The sequence below is a fragment of the Lewinella sp. IMCC34191 genome (assembly GCF_003390935.1).
GTDB lineage: Bacteria > Bacteroidota > Bacteroidia > Chitinophagales > Saprospiraceae > Neolewinella.
Map to the genome: position 1 here is coordinate 136,160 of NZ_QNQZ01000010.1, position 14,590 is coordinate 150,749.

Consider the following 14,590-nt stretch of genomic DNA (forward strand, 5'->3'; position numbering starts at 1 on the left):
AGGGGGTAGTCCGCGCCCGCTGACCCATACCAGAACATCAACGGAAAGCGGCGCTAAGTTAGCACTTACCTTTGGGAAATGTTTGATCACTTGGTTTATCTAGTTGACGATCTGGCAGCTACCGTCACCGAATTTGCCCGTCTTGGCATCCCTCCGTCCCCCGGTGGCCGTCACCTTTCGCGGGGGACCCACAACGCGCTGCTCCGCCTCGGTCACCGGCAATACCTCGAGTTACTAGCCCTCGATCCCCATAGTGACGTTCCCTCCCCCCGCTGGATGGGCATCGACGTGGGCCATTTGCCCTGCATAAGCAGATGGGCGGCGAGCGCAGGTAAAATACCTGATCGGCAACCGGTACAATCCGGACAACGCGAGTTACCTAATGGTCAGACCCTTAGCTGGAAACTCACGGACCCGGGAGTGGAACCCGCCGTATCCGTCCTCCCCTTCCTGATCGACTGGGGTACGGATGGTCCCCACCCGGCGGATGACCTACCGGATCTGGGTTTGTATCTGGCCGAATTCCGGCTCATCCACCCGGATCCCGCCGCCATTGACGGAGACTTACAGCGAATGGGACTTCCCCAAAGAGCGATCCGCGGACCCGGCCCGAAAATCGAAGCCGTGATCCGCGGACCGGAAATAGAATTGATGTTGTAATTACATCATTTTCATGGAGTTGTCGATGAACTCCTTGAGGTCTTTGCCACTCAGCATCTGCTGGCTCAACTGCGCGAGTTGGTACAGGTACTTGGCATTTTCGGAACGTTTGCCTGCGTCTTCCACATCCAGCAGACGTTCTTTTACGACCGGGCTGTTAGCGTTCACCACTACCTGGTAGCTGTCGGGGAACATATTAGCGTCCATCCCCTGCATCATCTGCATTTCTTTCATACGGCGCATGAATTCGTTACGCACGATCTGTACGGGCGCATCCTGCACGTCGAGAGGCTTCAGTTCGACGTTGTTGCCTGAGGCGACGATGTCAGTAAATAGGCTGGTTACGGTTTCCTGCTGCTCTTCGCTCAGCAAGTTCTCCTTCTCCTCGTCCTTCTGAACCAGTTGATCGGGGGTAGCGGAGTCGACCCGTACGAAGTTCAGTTTTTCCTCTTTTTGCTCGAGGGTCTGCATCGTGGGCGCGTCGATGGCGTGCTCGAACTTCAGCACGTCGTATCCCCGGTCACGCACGGATTCGATGAGTGTATGCTGCCGCTCGGCATCGGCGGTATAGATCGCCACTAACCGGTCGTATTTGTCGGTTTGATTTTCCTTAATCCGCTCCCGGTACTCCTCGATGGTGAAGAAGTTACCCTCGGTGTTTTCCAGCAGAGCGAACTTGGTGGCGCGATCGTAGAACTTATCTTCGGATACCATGCCGTACTTGACAAAGACACCCAGGTCCGACCACTTCTGCTCGTAAGCCTCACGGTCTTCCTTGAAGAGGCTGCTCAGTTTTTCGGCTACCTTCTTGGTAATGTATCCCGTGATCTTCTTGACGTTCGTATCGGCCTGCAGGTAACTGCGCGATACGTTCAACGGAATATCCGGCGAGTCGATGACACCGTGCAGCAGCGTCAGAAATTCCGGTACGATGTCCGTCACATTGTCGGTAACATAGACCTGGTTGCTATAGAGCTGGATCTTGTTACGCTGCAGTTCGAGCTTTCCGCTGACCTTCGGGAAATACAGGATACCCGTCAGGTTGAAGGGGTAGTCAATGTTGAGGTGGATCCAGAACATCGGCGGCTCACCCATGGGGTAAAGTTCCCGGTAGAAGGCACGATAGTCCTCGTCGGTGAGGTCGTTGGGCGTTTTTTTCCAGAGCGGATCGGTGTTGTTGATGATATTATCAACTTCCGTTTCGATCTTCTTCGGTTCCGGCTTTTCCTCTCCCTCTTCGGTCGTATCTGCTACTTCCTCGTAGGTTGTTTCCGTCTTGGTACCGAAGCGGATCGGGTAAGGCAGGAAGCGGCAATACTTCATGAGCAGGCCTTCAATCTCGTCCTCCTCTAAGTACTGCTTGCTGTCTTCACCAATGTGCAGGATGACATCTGTGCCCTGCATATCGCGCTCGGCTTCCCCGATTTCGTAGCTGGGATCACCCTCACAGATCCAGCGTACGGCTTCCGCACCGTCTTTGTAGCTCTTGGTGACTACCTCGACTTTGTCGGCAACCATAAAGGCAGAATAAAAACCCAGTCCGAAGTGGCCGATGATCGAGGCATCATCCTGGTACTTGTCTACAAACTCCTGCGCACTCGACAGGGCAACCTGGTTGAGGTATTTTTTAACCTCCTCTTCCGTCATACCGATACCGCGATCCCGAATGGTCAGGGTACCGGCTTCCTTATCTACGAAGATATCGATCGTTTTGTCGGTGTAATCCCCCTTCGCTTCTCCCTTCCGGGCCAGTGTAGCGAGCTTACTCGTCGCATCGGTGGCGTTGGAGACCAGTTCCCGCAAGAAAATCTCCTGATCGGAGTAAAGGAACTTTTTAATAATCGGAAAAATATTCTCCGTTTGTACGGATATGTTGCCCTTTTGCATATGTATTGATTTTATGAGACGATTCCCGCCCCGCGCAAAAGGCACAAGATTTGTTCCATAGCCCGTCGGCTGTCAAAATGTCGGTTGGTTGTTACCTGTACATCCCCGATTTGAGCAACTCGTCTTCCACCGCAGCGGGGACCAGGTACCGGATGCTCTCTCCATCTTTCAGGCGGTTGCGCACGTAGGTGGCGGAAAGCTGCATCAGGGGGGCATCGAAAATGCTGACGGAGGGATGAGTGGCGAAGGGGCCGTCGTCGTAACCCGGGCGACGGTATACCATCAGCCGGTAGTCGCGCAGGATGATCTCATGGTTCTTCCACTTGGCGAAGCTTTGCAGGTTGTCGCTTCCCATGATCAGCGCGAATTCATACGCGGGGTGCTTATCGCGCAGGACGGCTAGGGTGTCAACGGTATAGGAGGGTTTCGGCAGGTCAAATTCGATGCGGCTTATGCGCAGGTTCGGATTATCGCCAATGGCCAGTTCCACTAAATGCAACCGATCATGATCCCGGGCCAGGCTTCCCCGCTTTTTGAGGGGATTATGGGGGCTCACGACCATCCATACCTCATCCAGTTCGGTACGGGTAGCCATATAGTTAGCAAGGATCATGTGCCCGATATGGACGGGGTTAAAGGACCCGAAAAACAGCCCGACTTTGCGCTTACTCATACGTGTTCTCTAGTAGGCCGTACCGCCTTCGTATTCCTGAACGATGAAGAACCCCTCTTCGCCCTGATCCTGATACAGGGGCATCAGAATATAGCCCGAGCAGGGCGCAGCAATGGGTCCGTTGCTATCCGAAGCAAGGATTTCGCCCGCTTGAATAGAGTGAAAGTTCTTGTACCCGGGCTTCATGCGGAATGCCGCCCGATCAGCGGGATCGATGCGGTGAACGTATACTAATTCCAGCAAGGTGGGCACCTTGGTGACCGCTCGCCGTAGGGTTTCTTCGTGGTGTGTACTGACATCTTCCTCCCGAACACAACCTACCGATCGCAGCAGGTTGACGGTTGCCGCAAGGGCGCGGGCGACTGATTCCTCGTCCGTATGCGCGCCGGACTCGAAGGTAATGGCCCGGCAGGGCTGCTCGAAATCGTAAGCGCCGGACCGAAAGTAGCTCAGGGTCGTGCCCTGCAGCCCGCTAAGCATGCCTTTGATGACGGGCACCCCCAGTTCGGCGGCCAGCGACAGGCTGGGCCCATCGTCACCCGTTACAGCAAAGACACCGCCGTCAGCCGTTGTCGTATGCAGGTCGATAAGCACCAGCTCCTGAGCCGATGAATCTTCCAGAGCATTTTCAATGGCGGCCAGCATACCGTCCAACTCACGGGCTTCCGCTGTGGGATAACTATCATCGATGCCTTTGACGAAAGGCTTCCAGATGCGGTTGAGATCGACGTCTACGTACCGCCTCCCGGTACGTAGAGCTTCCAGATTGCCGCGTAGTGCCAGTAATTCCCCCCGAAAGGAAAAGCCCGGATTGACTAGTGGCTCCTCCTGCAGCAGCTCGAACAACTGCTCCAGGGCGCGTACGCCGGCCGGCTCATTGCCGTGAATACCGCCGATCGCGACAACGAGTGGCCCCGATTCCTCACCGACATAATGGCCGATGACACGCGGGCTTTCCCCCAGCGGATCGGGGGATGGAGGATCGGGCTTGGTCAGCATCAGAAGTAAAATTTCAACGCCACGAACTGGGCAACGAATCCGACCATGTAACCGGCATACAATTGCATGGGCGTATGTCCTCCGAGAGCCAGCCTGGCCGTTCCCACTAACCCGGCAAGAATAAGGGAAACAGCAACCAGCAGCGGGAGACCGAAGGTCATACTCCCGATACCGATTCCGTTCGGACCGAATAGCCCGAGCATAATGATGCATACCCCCACCAGGCCACCCATTCCGGTAGCATGCAGGCTAATTTTATCGAGCAGGTTAATGATGAATACCAGTACCAGGGCAATGACTACGCCCAGCAGAAAAGAGGAAAAAATGGTTGGCGTCTGGCTGTTGTTGTTAAAGTTCCAGAAGATCCAGAAGTAGAGGACCATTACCAGCAGCAGAGGGCCGATTCGCTCGCTCTTCTCATGCATCATCACGCTATTGATCATGTTGAGCCGCGACATGATGATCACGGCAATGACCGGAATGACGAAAGTATCCAGGAAGATCAGAATGAGGTGACTCATTGCCTTGGGTTCCCCCAGGTCGGAGGTGCCAAACAGATACGGATTGACTCCGGCAAGAATCAAAAAACTGTAAGTAGGTATCAGCAGCGGATGGAACAAACCGCTGATAGCCAGGGCGGGCCACTGTCTGGAGGCCGAAATACGGGGTGCCTGAGTTTCTGCGGACATGCCGCCAAAATAAGGACTATTCGAAGAGCAACCGGAAGGTTGTCCGCCGATTACTGGCCCGACCTTCCTCGGTGGTGTTCGGAGCGACGGGACGACTTTCACCGTACCCGACCGACCGGATACGATCGGGCGCGATGCCCTGGCTTTCCAGGTACCTTTTAACGGACGCGGCCCGTCGCTCGCTTAGTCGTTGGTTATCAACGTCCGAACCGACGTCATCCGTGTGGCCGGCAATTTCTACGTTTACTTCCGGCTGCCCCTCTAGAAGGGCAACGAGCCGATCGAGTTCTTCGGTGGAGAAGGGGAGTAGTTCGTCACTGGCCGTCTCGAAAAAGACATTGCGCAGCACAATGGCCCCGTCCTCCTCCGCCTCTTCGGCTATGGTCCGCTGCTCGATCGGTTGCAGGCGAATTTCAAGTTCGAAGGGTTCACTGGCAGTGTGTTCGCCAGCCAGTACGAAGCGATCGGAGTAGAACAGGTAGCCTTCCTTCTCTACGCTGAACCCGTAGTCCTGCCCCGTGGGAAGGACCGTCAGGTAGCGGCCCCGATTATCCGTGTTCCGAACACTCGTTATGCCACCCTGCATCTGTGCCTGTAGCCGTACCTGAGCGACCAGCGGACGGCCGGTGCGATCATCCACGACGCTGACCTCAACGTAAGTGGCTGCAGCGGGCCGCGCCTTTTCGGGCAATTCGAAGGTGTAGATATCTACATCGTCACCGATCCCCTTGCTGAAATACGCTGACTTTCCGTCCAGGCCGATAAAGAGGTTAGTCTCTTCGCCGGGAGTGTTGATCGGGAAGCCCAGGTTTTCCGGCTTCCGCCAGTTATTACTTTCGTCCACGGAGGTCATAAACAGATCGGCTCCACCCATTCCGGGCCAACCCGTAGAGGTAAAGTAGAGGGTCTTATTGTCGGCGGCCCAAAACGGGTAGCGATCATTGCCACTCGTATTGACGGTTTTCCCCAGATTGACCGGACGACTCCACTGCCCATCGGGCCGACGCCCGGATACGTAAATATCATCATTGCCCAACCCGCCGTCGCGGTTGCTGGCGAAGAACAGCAAGGTCCCGTCCTGAGACAGGCTAGGTTGGCTCTCCGAGGCGCGCGTATTGACGGTGGGACCAAGATTTTGGGCTTCCGTCCACCGATCGCCCAGGCGTTCACTGAAATAGAGGTCACAGGATCCTAGCCCGTCACGGCGACCACAACCGGTAAAAATCAGGTAGTTGCCATCGGCCGTAATGGTTTGCGCGCCTTCGTTCAGCGGCGTGTTTACCCCGGTCAGCGGGATGGCGTTCGACCAGGAGCCATCGGCCTGCCGGTCGCTTTGATAAAAGTCTTCCTGCCGCTTATTCACACGGCGGGTAAAGATGAGTCGTTGGCCATCCACGCTCAGGCTGGGAAAATATTCCAGACTATGGGGGGTATTGACACCGGGCCCGAGGGGCGTAGGCTCGTAGGGATAGGGATTGCCCGCTAGTTCCGACACTACGCGGGCGGATTCGACCAGCGCGCGCGCTTTTTCCAGCCGCTCGTCATTGCGGCCGGCCCGCTCCAGCGACTGCAGGTAACTTTCATAATAGGTTAGGGCATCATCGTAGTCCTGATTGAGCGTATAGAGCTCGGCGACTTTTTTAAATGCGACGGTAGCCGACCGGCCTTCGATGTCCAGACCTCGCTTTAGGGCTACGATGGCATCACCGTATTCTCCCTGCCCGCGGCTGATTTCCGAATCGAGATAATGAAGTTCGGCCACCTCATCATGCTTTTTGATGAGCTTAGCCAGTTTTTCCTTTGCTTCCGGATATTTCCGGAGGGTCATGAGGGATTGCGTAGCGGCCAATTCCTTTAGCTCGCTCTTCTTCATTTCCCGCTGAGCGGATTGTCCGTAGCCGACCGTGGTACTCAGAATGGTGAGTAAGCACAGCAACGGTCCCATAAGGCGCATGACCGGCATGATTAGTGTAGCTCCTATAACGCTACACTTGGGTACTTAGTGTTCGTTACCAAATGGCCTATACCCCGGGACTGGCGGCGCGCAGCCCCTGCAATGCTTCCTCTATCTGCTCCTGTTTCGGCGCTTTCGGATCCTTTGGCGCGGTCAGCGAAGCCTCAAAGGCACGGGCGGCGTCATTCGGGCGGCCGGCTTTCTGGTAAAGCTGGCCAAGTTGGTACCCTACCCGACGGTCATAGCGATCCAGGCTTGCAATACGCTGCTTCCGCTTGGTGAACATGCTAAAGATCCGCATCGCGTCATTTGGACGACCGATGGCTAAATAGGCATCGCCGAGCGCGACCTGGGCCATCCAATAGATCGCCTGGTGCGGAATACTATTCCGGGTCACTGCTTCGAAGTCGTCCGCAGCTTTTGTCATATCACCACGGCGTGCGTTGACCAGCCCCCGGCCATAATAGCTTTCGGGCATCAGCGGATTGATGGAAATACTTTTGCTGTAGTCGTAATGCGCGTCGTCATCGTTCCCCAAACGGTAATTGACGAATCCTCTGCGCTCGTATGCCTGGGCGTGACGCTCGAAACGAGATACAACCCGGGTCATCATTTTCAACGCCTCTTCTTCATTGTCCTGCTGGTCGACAAGCTCGCGACCGCGGTTGAAAAGTTGAACGGTGGTGCGATCGCTCTTAGGCTCCAGCTTATAGTGGTCAATCATGACCCCGGCGTCCAGGCGCCACAGATTGAGTGAACCGGCGATACTGAAGGTAACGACCCGCTCAAGGAGGTTGAGCGTATTGAGCCATAGCCGCTCCGTACTGGGAAGGACGGTCCGGGGAACGTCCAGTGTCATTTCGTCCTCCTTGAAGATTACTTCGGGTTTGAGAAGAATATCGTTTTTGTAATAGTTCTCCATGCGGTGAGCGTACTGCTCCATAACCTGGTTGTACGCCCGTTCCGAACCGAACTCGAGCTGTCCCGCAATGATCACCTTATACTCAGACATTTCCCGAAGTGCTTTTGCTAGATTTTGGTGTGCACGATAGCTCCCACCCTTTCAAAAAGACCATAAAATTTCCCACCGGCGCCGCGTCCCGTGAAAAAAAGTAAAAATAGATGTAAAACCACCGAAATGGCAGGACTTCCCCCCTTAATAAATCACAGTCAGGTCAATCCAACAAGCCGCAGGCGTAAATGTGCGGGAGGGATGGCTATAAATGTACGCAACCCAAAACAAACGGGGGGTGCTTCCTTTCGGAAACACCCCCCGTTCAGGGAATAATTCGGACGGACGTTAGTCCAGTTCGATCATCCGGGTAGGCTCGGTGGCAACCGGGATTACTACCCGGTTCTCGCGCAGCGTATTGCCTACGGGCTGATTCTCACCGAAGCCAATCATGCTCAGGTTCGACGCATCGGCACCTTCCTGGTCGGCGGTGTACTCCATAGCGGAGTTAGCACGGCGCTCGGAAAGTCCCTGGTTGTATTCGTCGGAAGCACGGCGGTCAGCGTGACCCTCGAAACGGATGTCAAAGTCTTCCGCACCGTCAAGTGCCAGGAAGCGGTCGATTTCCTCGAGTACCATCCGGTCGGGACGGTTTAGGCTGGAGATATCCGTTGGGAAGTAGATCCGGTCGATTTCGATCGTACCGTTGATCGAGTCAATACGGATGTGGTTGAAGTCCTGACCCTCGAGCAGCTGGCCGTAGCGGGCGATGCGCTCGTCGAGGTTCTCCGGACGATCGTTGGGGATGGGACATCCGTTACGCTCGGCAACACCGGCCTCATCGGGACACTCGTCGTCTTTGTCAGCGATACCGTCACCGTCACGGTCGGGGCAACCATTGGTAGCAGCGGGACCAGCTTCGGCGGGACAGTCATCGTCTTTGTCAGCAACACCGTCACCATCACCATCGGGACAGCCGTTGAGGCTTTCCAGACCGGCTTCATCGGGACATTCGTCGTCTTTATCGGCAACACCGTCACCGTCACCGTCAGGACAGCCGTTCGTAGCGGCAGTACCGGGCTCGGTAGGACAATCGTCGTCTTTGTCAGCCACACCGTCGCTATCACCGTCGGGGCAACCGTTCAGGTTAGCAACACCGGCTTCGTTCGGACATTCGTCGTCTTTATCAGCAACACCGTCACCGTCGGAGTCAGGGCAGCCGTTCGTAGCTTCGGGACCGGCTTCGGTGGGACATTCGTCTTCCAGATCGGGTACACCGTCACCGTCAGCGTCGCGGGCACCGAATCCTACTGAGTAGGTCAGGCCAAGGAAAGCATACTGGTCGTTCTCTTCGGGATCACCGTAAGCGGCGGAAACGCCGTCGATCAGGTCCGAGCTGGAGAAACGGAAGCGGTAATCAAGTCCGAGGGAAGACTTGGGAGAGAAGTAGTAACGCAGACCAACGCCTACGGGAATAACGACGCCACCGCTTTCGTCGGCGCGATCTTCGATATCCGTATTGATAGCGGTTTGGTCAGCGGAGGTGCCGGAACCGTATTCTGGCTCGTCGTCACCCCACAATCCGTAACCTACACCAGCGCTGATGTAGGGGGAGAAACCCGGCTTGAACGTGAAGTCGTCATTGAAACGACTTCCGAAGAAGGGCTCGATATCAAAGCTGAGGCTAGGTTCGAATACCGTCGTTTCGATGGAGGCATCAAGAGCGTTGAGCGTAGCATCATCTGCCTTGTCGGTATTGTTCTGAAGGAACCCGTACATAAGCTGCAAGCGAAGAGCAAGTACGTTACCAAGGCGGCGGCGTAGAAAAATACCTCCCGCGGGGCTGATCTGATCGATAAGCGGGAAGCTGTTGTCGTTGAGGTCACCTCCCATGGACGTACCTCCTAGCTTAATCCCAAATTCCCAGGGATAGGCGCTTTCGGGCATTTCCGTGCTGGCAGGCATATCCTGTCCATATACATTGATACAAGTGAGTACCGCGAAAAATAGTAATAACTGCTTGAGCATATTTGCGGGTTTGACGTGTGGTTATTGACTTTAGATTGGTTTTCTCCGGGCCAGATGGCGCGGAGACTTATACCGCTTTATCGCTTATCAAAGGATTTTGTTCAGGGCGGTAAGTTTCAAGGTGCAATTTTAGGGCTTAATACCGTAACCTAGATAGTATTTGGCCGAAACCTGCCACATTTGGGCGTTTTTCGCGCGCGGTTCTACGATCACCGGCGGTGAAAACGGAGCAAATGCCCCGGTGCCCGCTCGTCGTGCAGCTCAAGGATCAGTGCTCCCCGCTTGCCTCCTTTTGCGGGAAAAAGGATCTTCAGCGGATTATGCACGTAGCCGTCCTCCCCGAAAAGAGACAACTGGTGGCGCAATTTGGGGGGAAGCCGGAACCGCTTGAGTTCGGAGACATCCTCCGGTACCGGTACCGCCCCGTACCCCTCCTCCACCAAAAATTGCCGGACCATCTCGTAAGTCCGCTCCAGCCGACCGGCGGCAAACACTATCCGGTAGCAATAGCCATCCGAACTACCCCCGTGCCGATCACTCCCCTTCTCCGGGAAGTCGTAACGTACCCTTACCTTTTCCGGATCCGGATCCGGATCCGGCTCCATTTCCGGTTCTGGAACCGCTTCCGGGTCCGACGGAGAGGTAGTACCGTAAGACGCCAAATACACCGGCCGCCGCGTTACTGCCCTGAGCGCCATATTTATTGTTTTGAGTTACACAAAACTAAAACAATAAGTTGTCAATGCAATGCGGTACGTGCATCTTCCTTCTTGCATCTCCTCCCCGCTTTACCTTACGCCCCTAAATCATTAGCCCATCAAATCGCTACCCGCTCCGCCGCCCTCCCCGCTTTCGGAAAGCCTGTCCGGCAGAGTGACCGCCGGAGCGGTGGGGCCGCACGGTCGGCTGACCCTGCCGCACCTGATCCGCTTATTCCAGGAAGCGGCCATGCGGAACACGGACCGGCTAGGGATCTCCAGCCACCACCTTAGCCGGGAGCTCGGGCTCACCTGGGTGCTCCACCGGCAAACGATCTGGGCAACGGATTGGCCGGCTCTGGGCGCAGCCGTCCGGGTAGTCACGCTCCCAACGCGTATGGAAAGAAGACTCATCACCTACCGCGATTTTTACCTGCTGGATGCGGCGGATCGCGTACTGGCCTGTTCGACGTCTACCTGGTCGGTGATGGATCTCCAGAGCAGGCGCATCCGCCCCATTCCTTCAATGGTGACCGCCTCCCTGGGCGAGCTGCCTACGGACACCAGCGAACTCCGATCACCCGCCGACAAACCCACACCGCCCGCGCAAGCGACCGCCGAGCATTTCTTCCGCGTCCAGTTTGCCCACCTGGATTTTAATAACCACCTGACGAATCCGGCCTTTCCCGAACTGATGCTGGAGCCACTGGATTCCCCTTACCTGACGTCCCACGTACCTGTACTCGCGGATATGATTTACCACCGAGAAGCCCGCTACGGCGAAGCCCTGACGGCGGTCGCCGAGACCGCTAGTGATTTAGGTCCCTTTTCTCACGCGCTCTACCGTGGCGAAGGTGAATTACTGGCCGCCATGGTGACGGAGTGGAAAGAAATAGCCTAGTCGTTTGCTACATTCGTTTTACCTGCGCTCCGCCGCCCAAATGAACCGTATGCGATTCCTACTTCCTTTATTCTTACTGGTCAGTCCACTTACCGCTCAGGATGACCTGCGGGATTCCATTCGTATGGTCCTCGACGAGGGCATCGCCGGAGGCGCCTTTCCGGGGGCCCAGGTACTGGTATGGCATAAGGGGGAACCGCTGGTCCACTTAACCGCCGGCTACCATACCTACGACAGCCTGCGCGAAACCCGGCCCGATGACGTGTACGATCTCGCGTCGATCACCAAAACCACTTCCGCCCTGCTCGTGCTGATGAAACAGTACGGCGAGGGAAACCTGGACCTGGATACCCCCCTGGGTCTCCTCTTTCCCCAACTGAAACGGACGGATAAAAAGCGCATTCCGCTGCGGTCCGCCCTGGCGCACCGGGCGGGGCTCCTACCCTGGGTCCCCTACTGGCAAACCACCCTGCGCGGTCACGGACGCTACCCCTGGAGCAAACACTGGGACGCGACCCGCACCAACGACTACAACTTTCGCAACCGGACGATCCGCCGCGACAGCAGCCGTCGCTTTCCCATCAAACTGACCGACGATATGTGGCTGCACCGCACGTACCGCGAAAAACGGATCTACCGGGCCATCCGCCGGTCGCCCGTTCGGCCTCCCGGGGAGTACGCCTATTCCGGACTGCTGTTTTACCTGCTGCCGGACTACGTCGAGCGGACTACGGGCACGGACTACCGGACCTACCTCCGCGAAACCTTCTACGATCTTTTGGGCGCCGATGAGCTGGGCTACCGCCCGCTCGACCGGGGCATCCCACTGGACCGGATCGTACCGACCGAGGTAGATACCTTTTTCCGAATGGACACACTGCACGGCGTGGTCCACGACGAGGGGGCGGCCATGATGGACGGCGTAAGTGCCAATGCCGGCCTGTTCTCTACCGCCGACGACCTGGCCAAACTGTACCAGATGCTACTCAATGGTGGTGAGTACGGGGGCAGACGCTATCTGACCCGGGAAGCGGTGGATACCTTCACCAGCTACCAGTACCCCGCGGAGGGCAGTCACCGGGGGCTTGGCTTCGATAAGCCGCTGCTGGAATACGACGCCATCAGTAGCTCGGTAGCCGAAGCGGCGTCACCGGCCAGTTTCGGTCACAGCGGATATACCGGCACTTTCGTCTGGGCGGATCCGGAGGCGGACCTGCTTTACGTCTTTCTGAGCAACCGGGTGCATCCGAGCCGAGACCGAAGGGCGATCTACACGCTCAATATTCGCCCCCGTATCCATACGCTGATTTACTCCTTTATGAACCGGAACGAAGACGCTTCCGATCGGCGCGGTAACCGTAAGTAGTAGACCCCGGCCGGAAGGTGGGCGGCATCAACTACCCTGCCGCTACCCGTCAATGCCGGGCGGCCGTCGGCGTGAAAAACCTCGTAGGGCTGATCCTTCGGAATATCCCCGAACAGCCGGATCCGGCCGGCGGTAGGGTTCGGGAAAAGCCGAATGCTTCCACTGTCCAGTCTTACGCTTACCGGACCGTAATAGGTTGCATGTCCATCGTGGTCGACCTGGCGTAGTCGGTAGTAATTCAGCCCGGGGAAGGGTGCATAGTCGACATAAACGTAGGTCCCGTTCCCCGGAAGTACCCGCCCGATTTCACTGAATTCCGCTCCGCTTTTGCTGCGTTCGACGACGAATATTCGATTGTTCCGCTCGCTTTCCGTCGCCCAATCGATACGCACGGCATCGTACAAGGAGGTAGCGGATAGCTGAGTGAGCACTACGGGCAGGTTTACGGATGCGGCGCAAGCCGATGCCGGCTCCCCATCGACCGAAGTATGGGGGTGGTAGCCTCCGGCCAGATTACCGTCCGGATAAAGCGTGAGCGATTCTCCCTCGGGGGCGTCATCGAAATCGGCCTGCGCAACGACCTTTCCATCCGCATTTCGCAGGATGACCGATTCGGCGGTATCATCATTTAGTCCCAGGAAGCCGCTGGCCGTACCGACGTGGCATACTTCGGGCAGGATACTTTCGTCGGGAGGGGCGGCAAAAACGACAAAACTTTCCGCCGGCGCCAACTCGCTTCCGGCCGGAAAGGTGAAGCGAGCGCCGCTGTTCGACCCGTCGTGGACCGTATGACCGGACAGATCGTACGGAAGCTGGCCGGCATTGTAGATTTCCACGAACTCGTCACCGGGATCGACTACTCCGTCGCCGTTCACGTCATGGGCCGGCGCAGCCATTACCTCATTGATAACCACGTCGCTGGGCTCGCACTGATCGTGCGGAAATTCCAGGGGAACGACGATATCGCAATCGCCTCCCTGGATAGTCAGCAGCTGTTGTGCCCCCTCCGTGTAGCCATCGACGCGGATAAGGCCATCGACCTGCACGGCGGGATCGTCGCCGCCCACGACCCCTTCACTGGTGAAAACGACCGCCCCCGTTTCCGCGCCGGTGTAGGGCAGGGTAAGGCGGAGGGCGTCCGGTCCGTTTGTGAAACTGAGACAATTGATTCGCGGTTCCCCGGTCCGGATGCCGCAAACGGGTTCGCAGTTGCCGTCCTCGCCGGATGCGATAAGTTGTAGGTGATCCACCCCGGCGACGTCATCACCATTCTGATCGAAGAAGATCTCCAGGGCGGCGGTATGGGCCGTACCGGGAATGGGAACGGTGTCGTAAATCCATCCTTCCGTGCTCACTCCCCCGCCGTTGACGCCGTCCACCAGTATTTTGCGGTGGTGCGGGAAACCGTCGAGGAAAAGTTCGTAACCGAAGTCGTCGCCGCCGTCGTACCCGACTATTTGGTAAGCAAAAACGAAGCGGGCGCTGGTGAAGTGGCAGATTTCGCCGGCATCGAAGCGCAGGCGTGCCTCGGGGCTACCGGAAACAGCATTCTCCACGTCGCGGGCGGCCCAGAAAAATTCACCTTCCGCCGCGTCGGGTATATGGTACATTCCGTTTACGCGATTCCAGGTCGGGACCGTGCCGCTGCCATAGGGCGCGATATCCGGCGTATAGGGGAGGCTTTCCCCACCCGTATCCTCAAAGCCTTGCTGCATATATATGGTTTGCGCCGGAGCGCAGGTAGAATGAAATCCAACAAGCAGGAAAGTCAGCCAGTAGAAGT

At 56.8% G+C, this 14,590-nt stretch carries 12 protein-coding genes; 3 read left to right on the top strand and 9 right to left on the bottom strand.

The features are described from left to right. Positions 1-78 precede the first annotated feature (78 nt). On the top strand, positions 79-660 hold the full coding sequence (locus DRW39_RS18065; RefSeq protein WP_116108483.1) for a VOC family protein: 582 nt from the start codon (positions 79-81) through the stop codon (positions 658-660). Here DRW39_RS18065 and htpG read toward each other — a convergent pair whose 3' ends face one another. From htpG to DRW39_RS18100, 8 genes are all read right to left on the bottom strand, one after another. Further along, positions 661-2,547: a molecular chaperone HtpG gene (htpG, locus tag DRW39_RS18070; protein WP_116108484.1), complete on the bottom strand. Its 1,887-nt coding sequence runs from the start codon at positions 2,545-2,547 to the stop codon at positions 661-663. It lies immediately after the preceding gene. A 91-nt stretch (positions 2,548-2,638) separates the two neighbouring features. Further along, positions 2,639-3,220, bottom strand: coding sequence for a nicotinate (nicotinamide) nucleotide adenylyltransferase (gene nadD / locus DRW39_RS18075; RefSeq protein ID WP_116108485.1), 582 nt, complete (start codon positions 3,218-3,220; stop codon positions 2,639-2,641). A 9-nt stretch (positions 3,221-3,229) separates the two neighbouring features. Next, entirely contained in the window at positions 3,230-4,219 is a 990-nt protein-coding gene (locus DRW39_RS18080; RefSeq protein WP_157976206.1) for a succinylglutamate desuccinylase/aspartoacylase family protein, read from the bottom strand. Next, the gene (locus DRW39_RS22335; protein ID WP_157976207.1) at positions 4,219-4,908 is read right to left on the bottom strand and encodes a hypothetical protein; all 690 of its coding nucleotides are present in this window, start codon (positions 4,906-4,908) and stop codon (positions 4,219-4,221) included. Before DRW39_RS22335 ends, DRW39_RS18080 begins: the two co-directional genes overlap by 1 nt. 16 nt (positions 4,909-4,924) lie before the next feature. Further along, entirely contained in the window at positions 4,925-6,862 is a 1,938-nt protein-coding gene (locus DRW39_RS18085; protein ID WP_198664937.1) for an OmpA family protein, read from the bottom strand. Between the two features lie 67 nt (positions 6,863-6,929). After that, the gene (locus DRW39_RS18090) at positions 6,930-7,874 is read right to left on the bottom strand and encodes a tetratricopeptide repeat protein (RefSeq protein ID WP_116108488.1); all 945 of its coding nucleotides are present in this window, start codon (positions 7,872-7,874) and stop codon (positions 6,930-6,932) included. Between the two features lie 288 nt (positions 7,875-8,162). After that, positions 8,163-9,842, bottom strand: coding sequence for an OmpA family protein (locus tag DRW39_RS18095; protein ID WP_116108489.1), 1,680 nt, complete (start codon positions 9,840-9,842; stop codon positions 8,163-8,165). A gap of 209 nt (positions 9,843-10,051) precedes the next feature. Next, positions 10,052-10,540, bottom strand: a complete 489-nt coding sequence (locus tag DRW39_RS18100) for a hypothetical protein (protein ID WP_232830185.1) — start codon at positions 10,538-10,540, stop codon at positions 10,052-10,054. Positions 10,541-10,715: 175 nt separating this feature from the next. Here DRW39_RS18100 and DRW39_RS18105 point away from each other — a divergent pair, with 175 nt between their 5' ends. Together DRW39_RS18105 and DRW39_RS18110 are read left to right on the top strand one after the other, a co-directional pair. Next, the gene (locus DRW39_RS18105; RefSeq protein WP_157976208.1) at positions 10,716-11,441 is read left to right on the top strand and encodes an acyl-[acyl-carrier-protein] thioesterase; all 726 of its coding nucleotides are present in this window, start codon (positions 10,716-10,718) and stop codon (positions 11,439-11,441) included. 49 nt (positions 11,442-11,490) lie between these two features. Further along, on the top strand, positions 11,491-12,807 hold the full coding sequence (locus tag DRW39_RS18110) for a serine hydrolase domain-containing protein (RefSeq protein ID WP_157976209.1): 1,317 nt from the start codon (positions 11,491-11,493) through the stop codon (positions 12,805-12,807). Here the strand turns inward: DRW39_RS18110 and DRW39_RS18115 are convergent. Further along, positions 12,750-14,522, bottom strand: coding sequence for a lamin tail domain-containing protein (locus DRW39_RS18115; protein WP_157976210.1), 1,773 nt, complete (start codon positions 14,520-14,522; stop codon positions 12,750-12,752). The two genes, DRW39_RS18110 and DRW39_RS18115, sit on opposite strands and share 58 nt — an antisense overlap. Between the last annotated feature and the right edge of the window lie 68 nt (positions 14,523-14,590).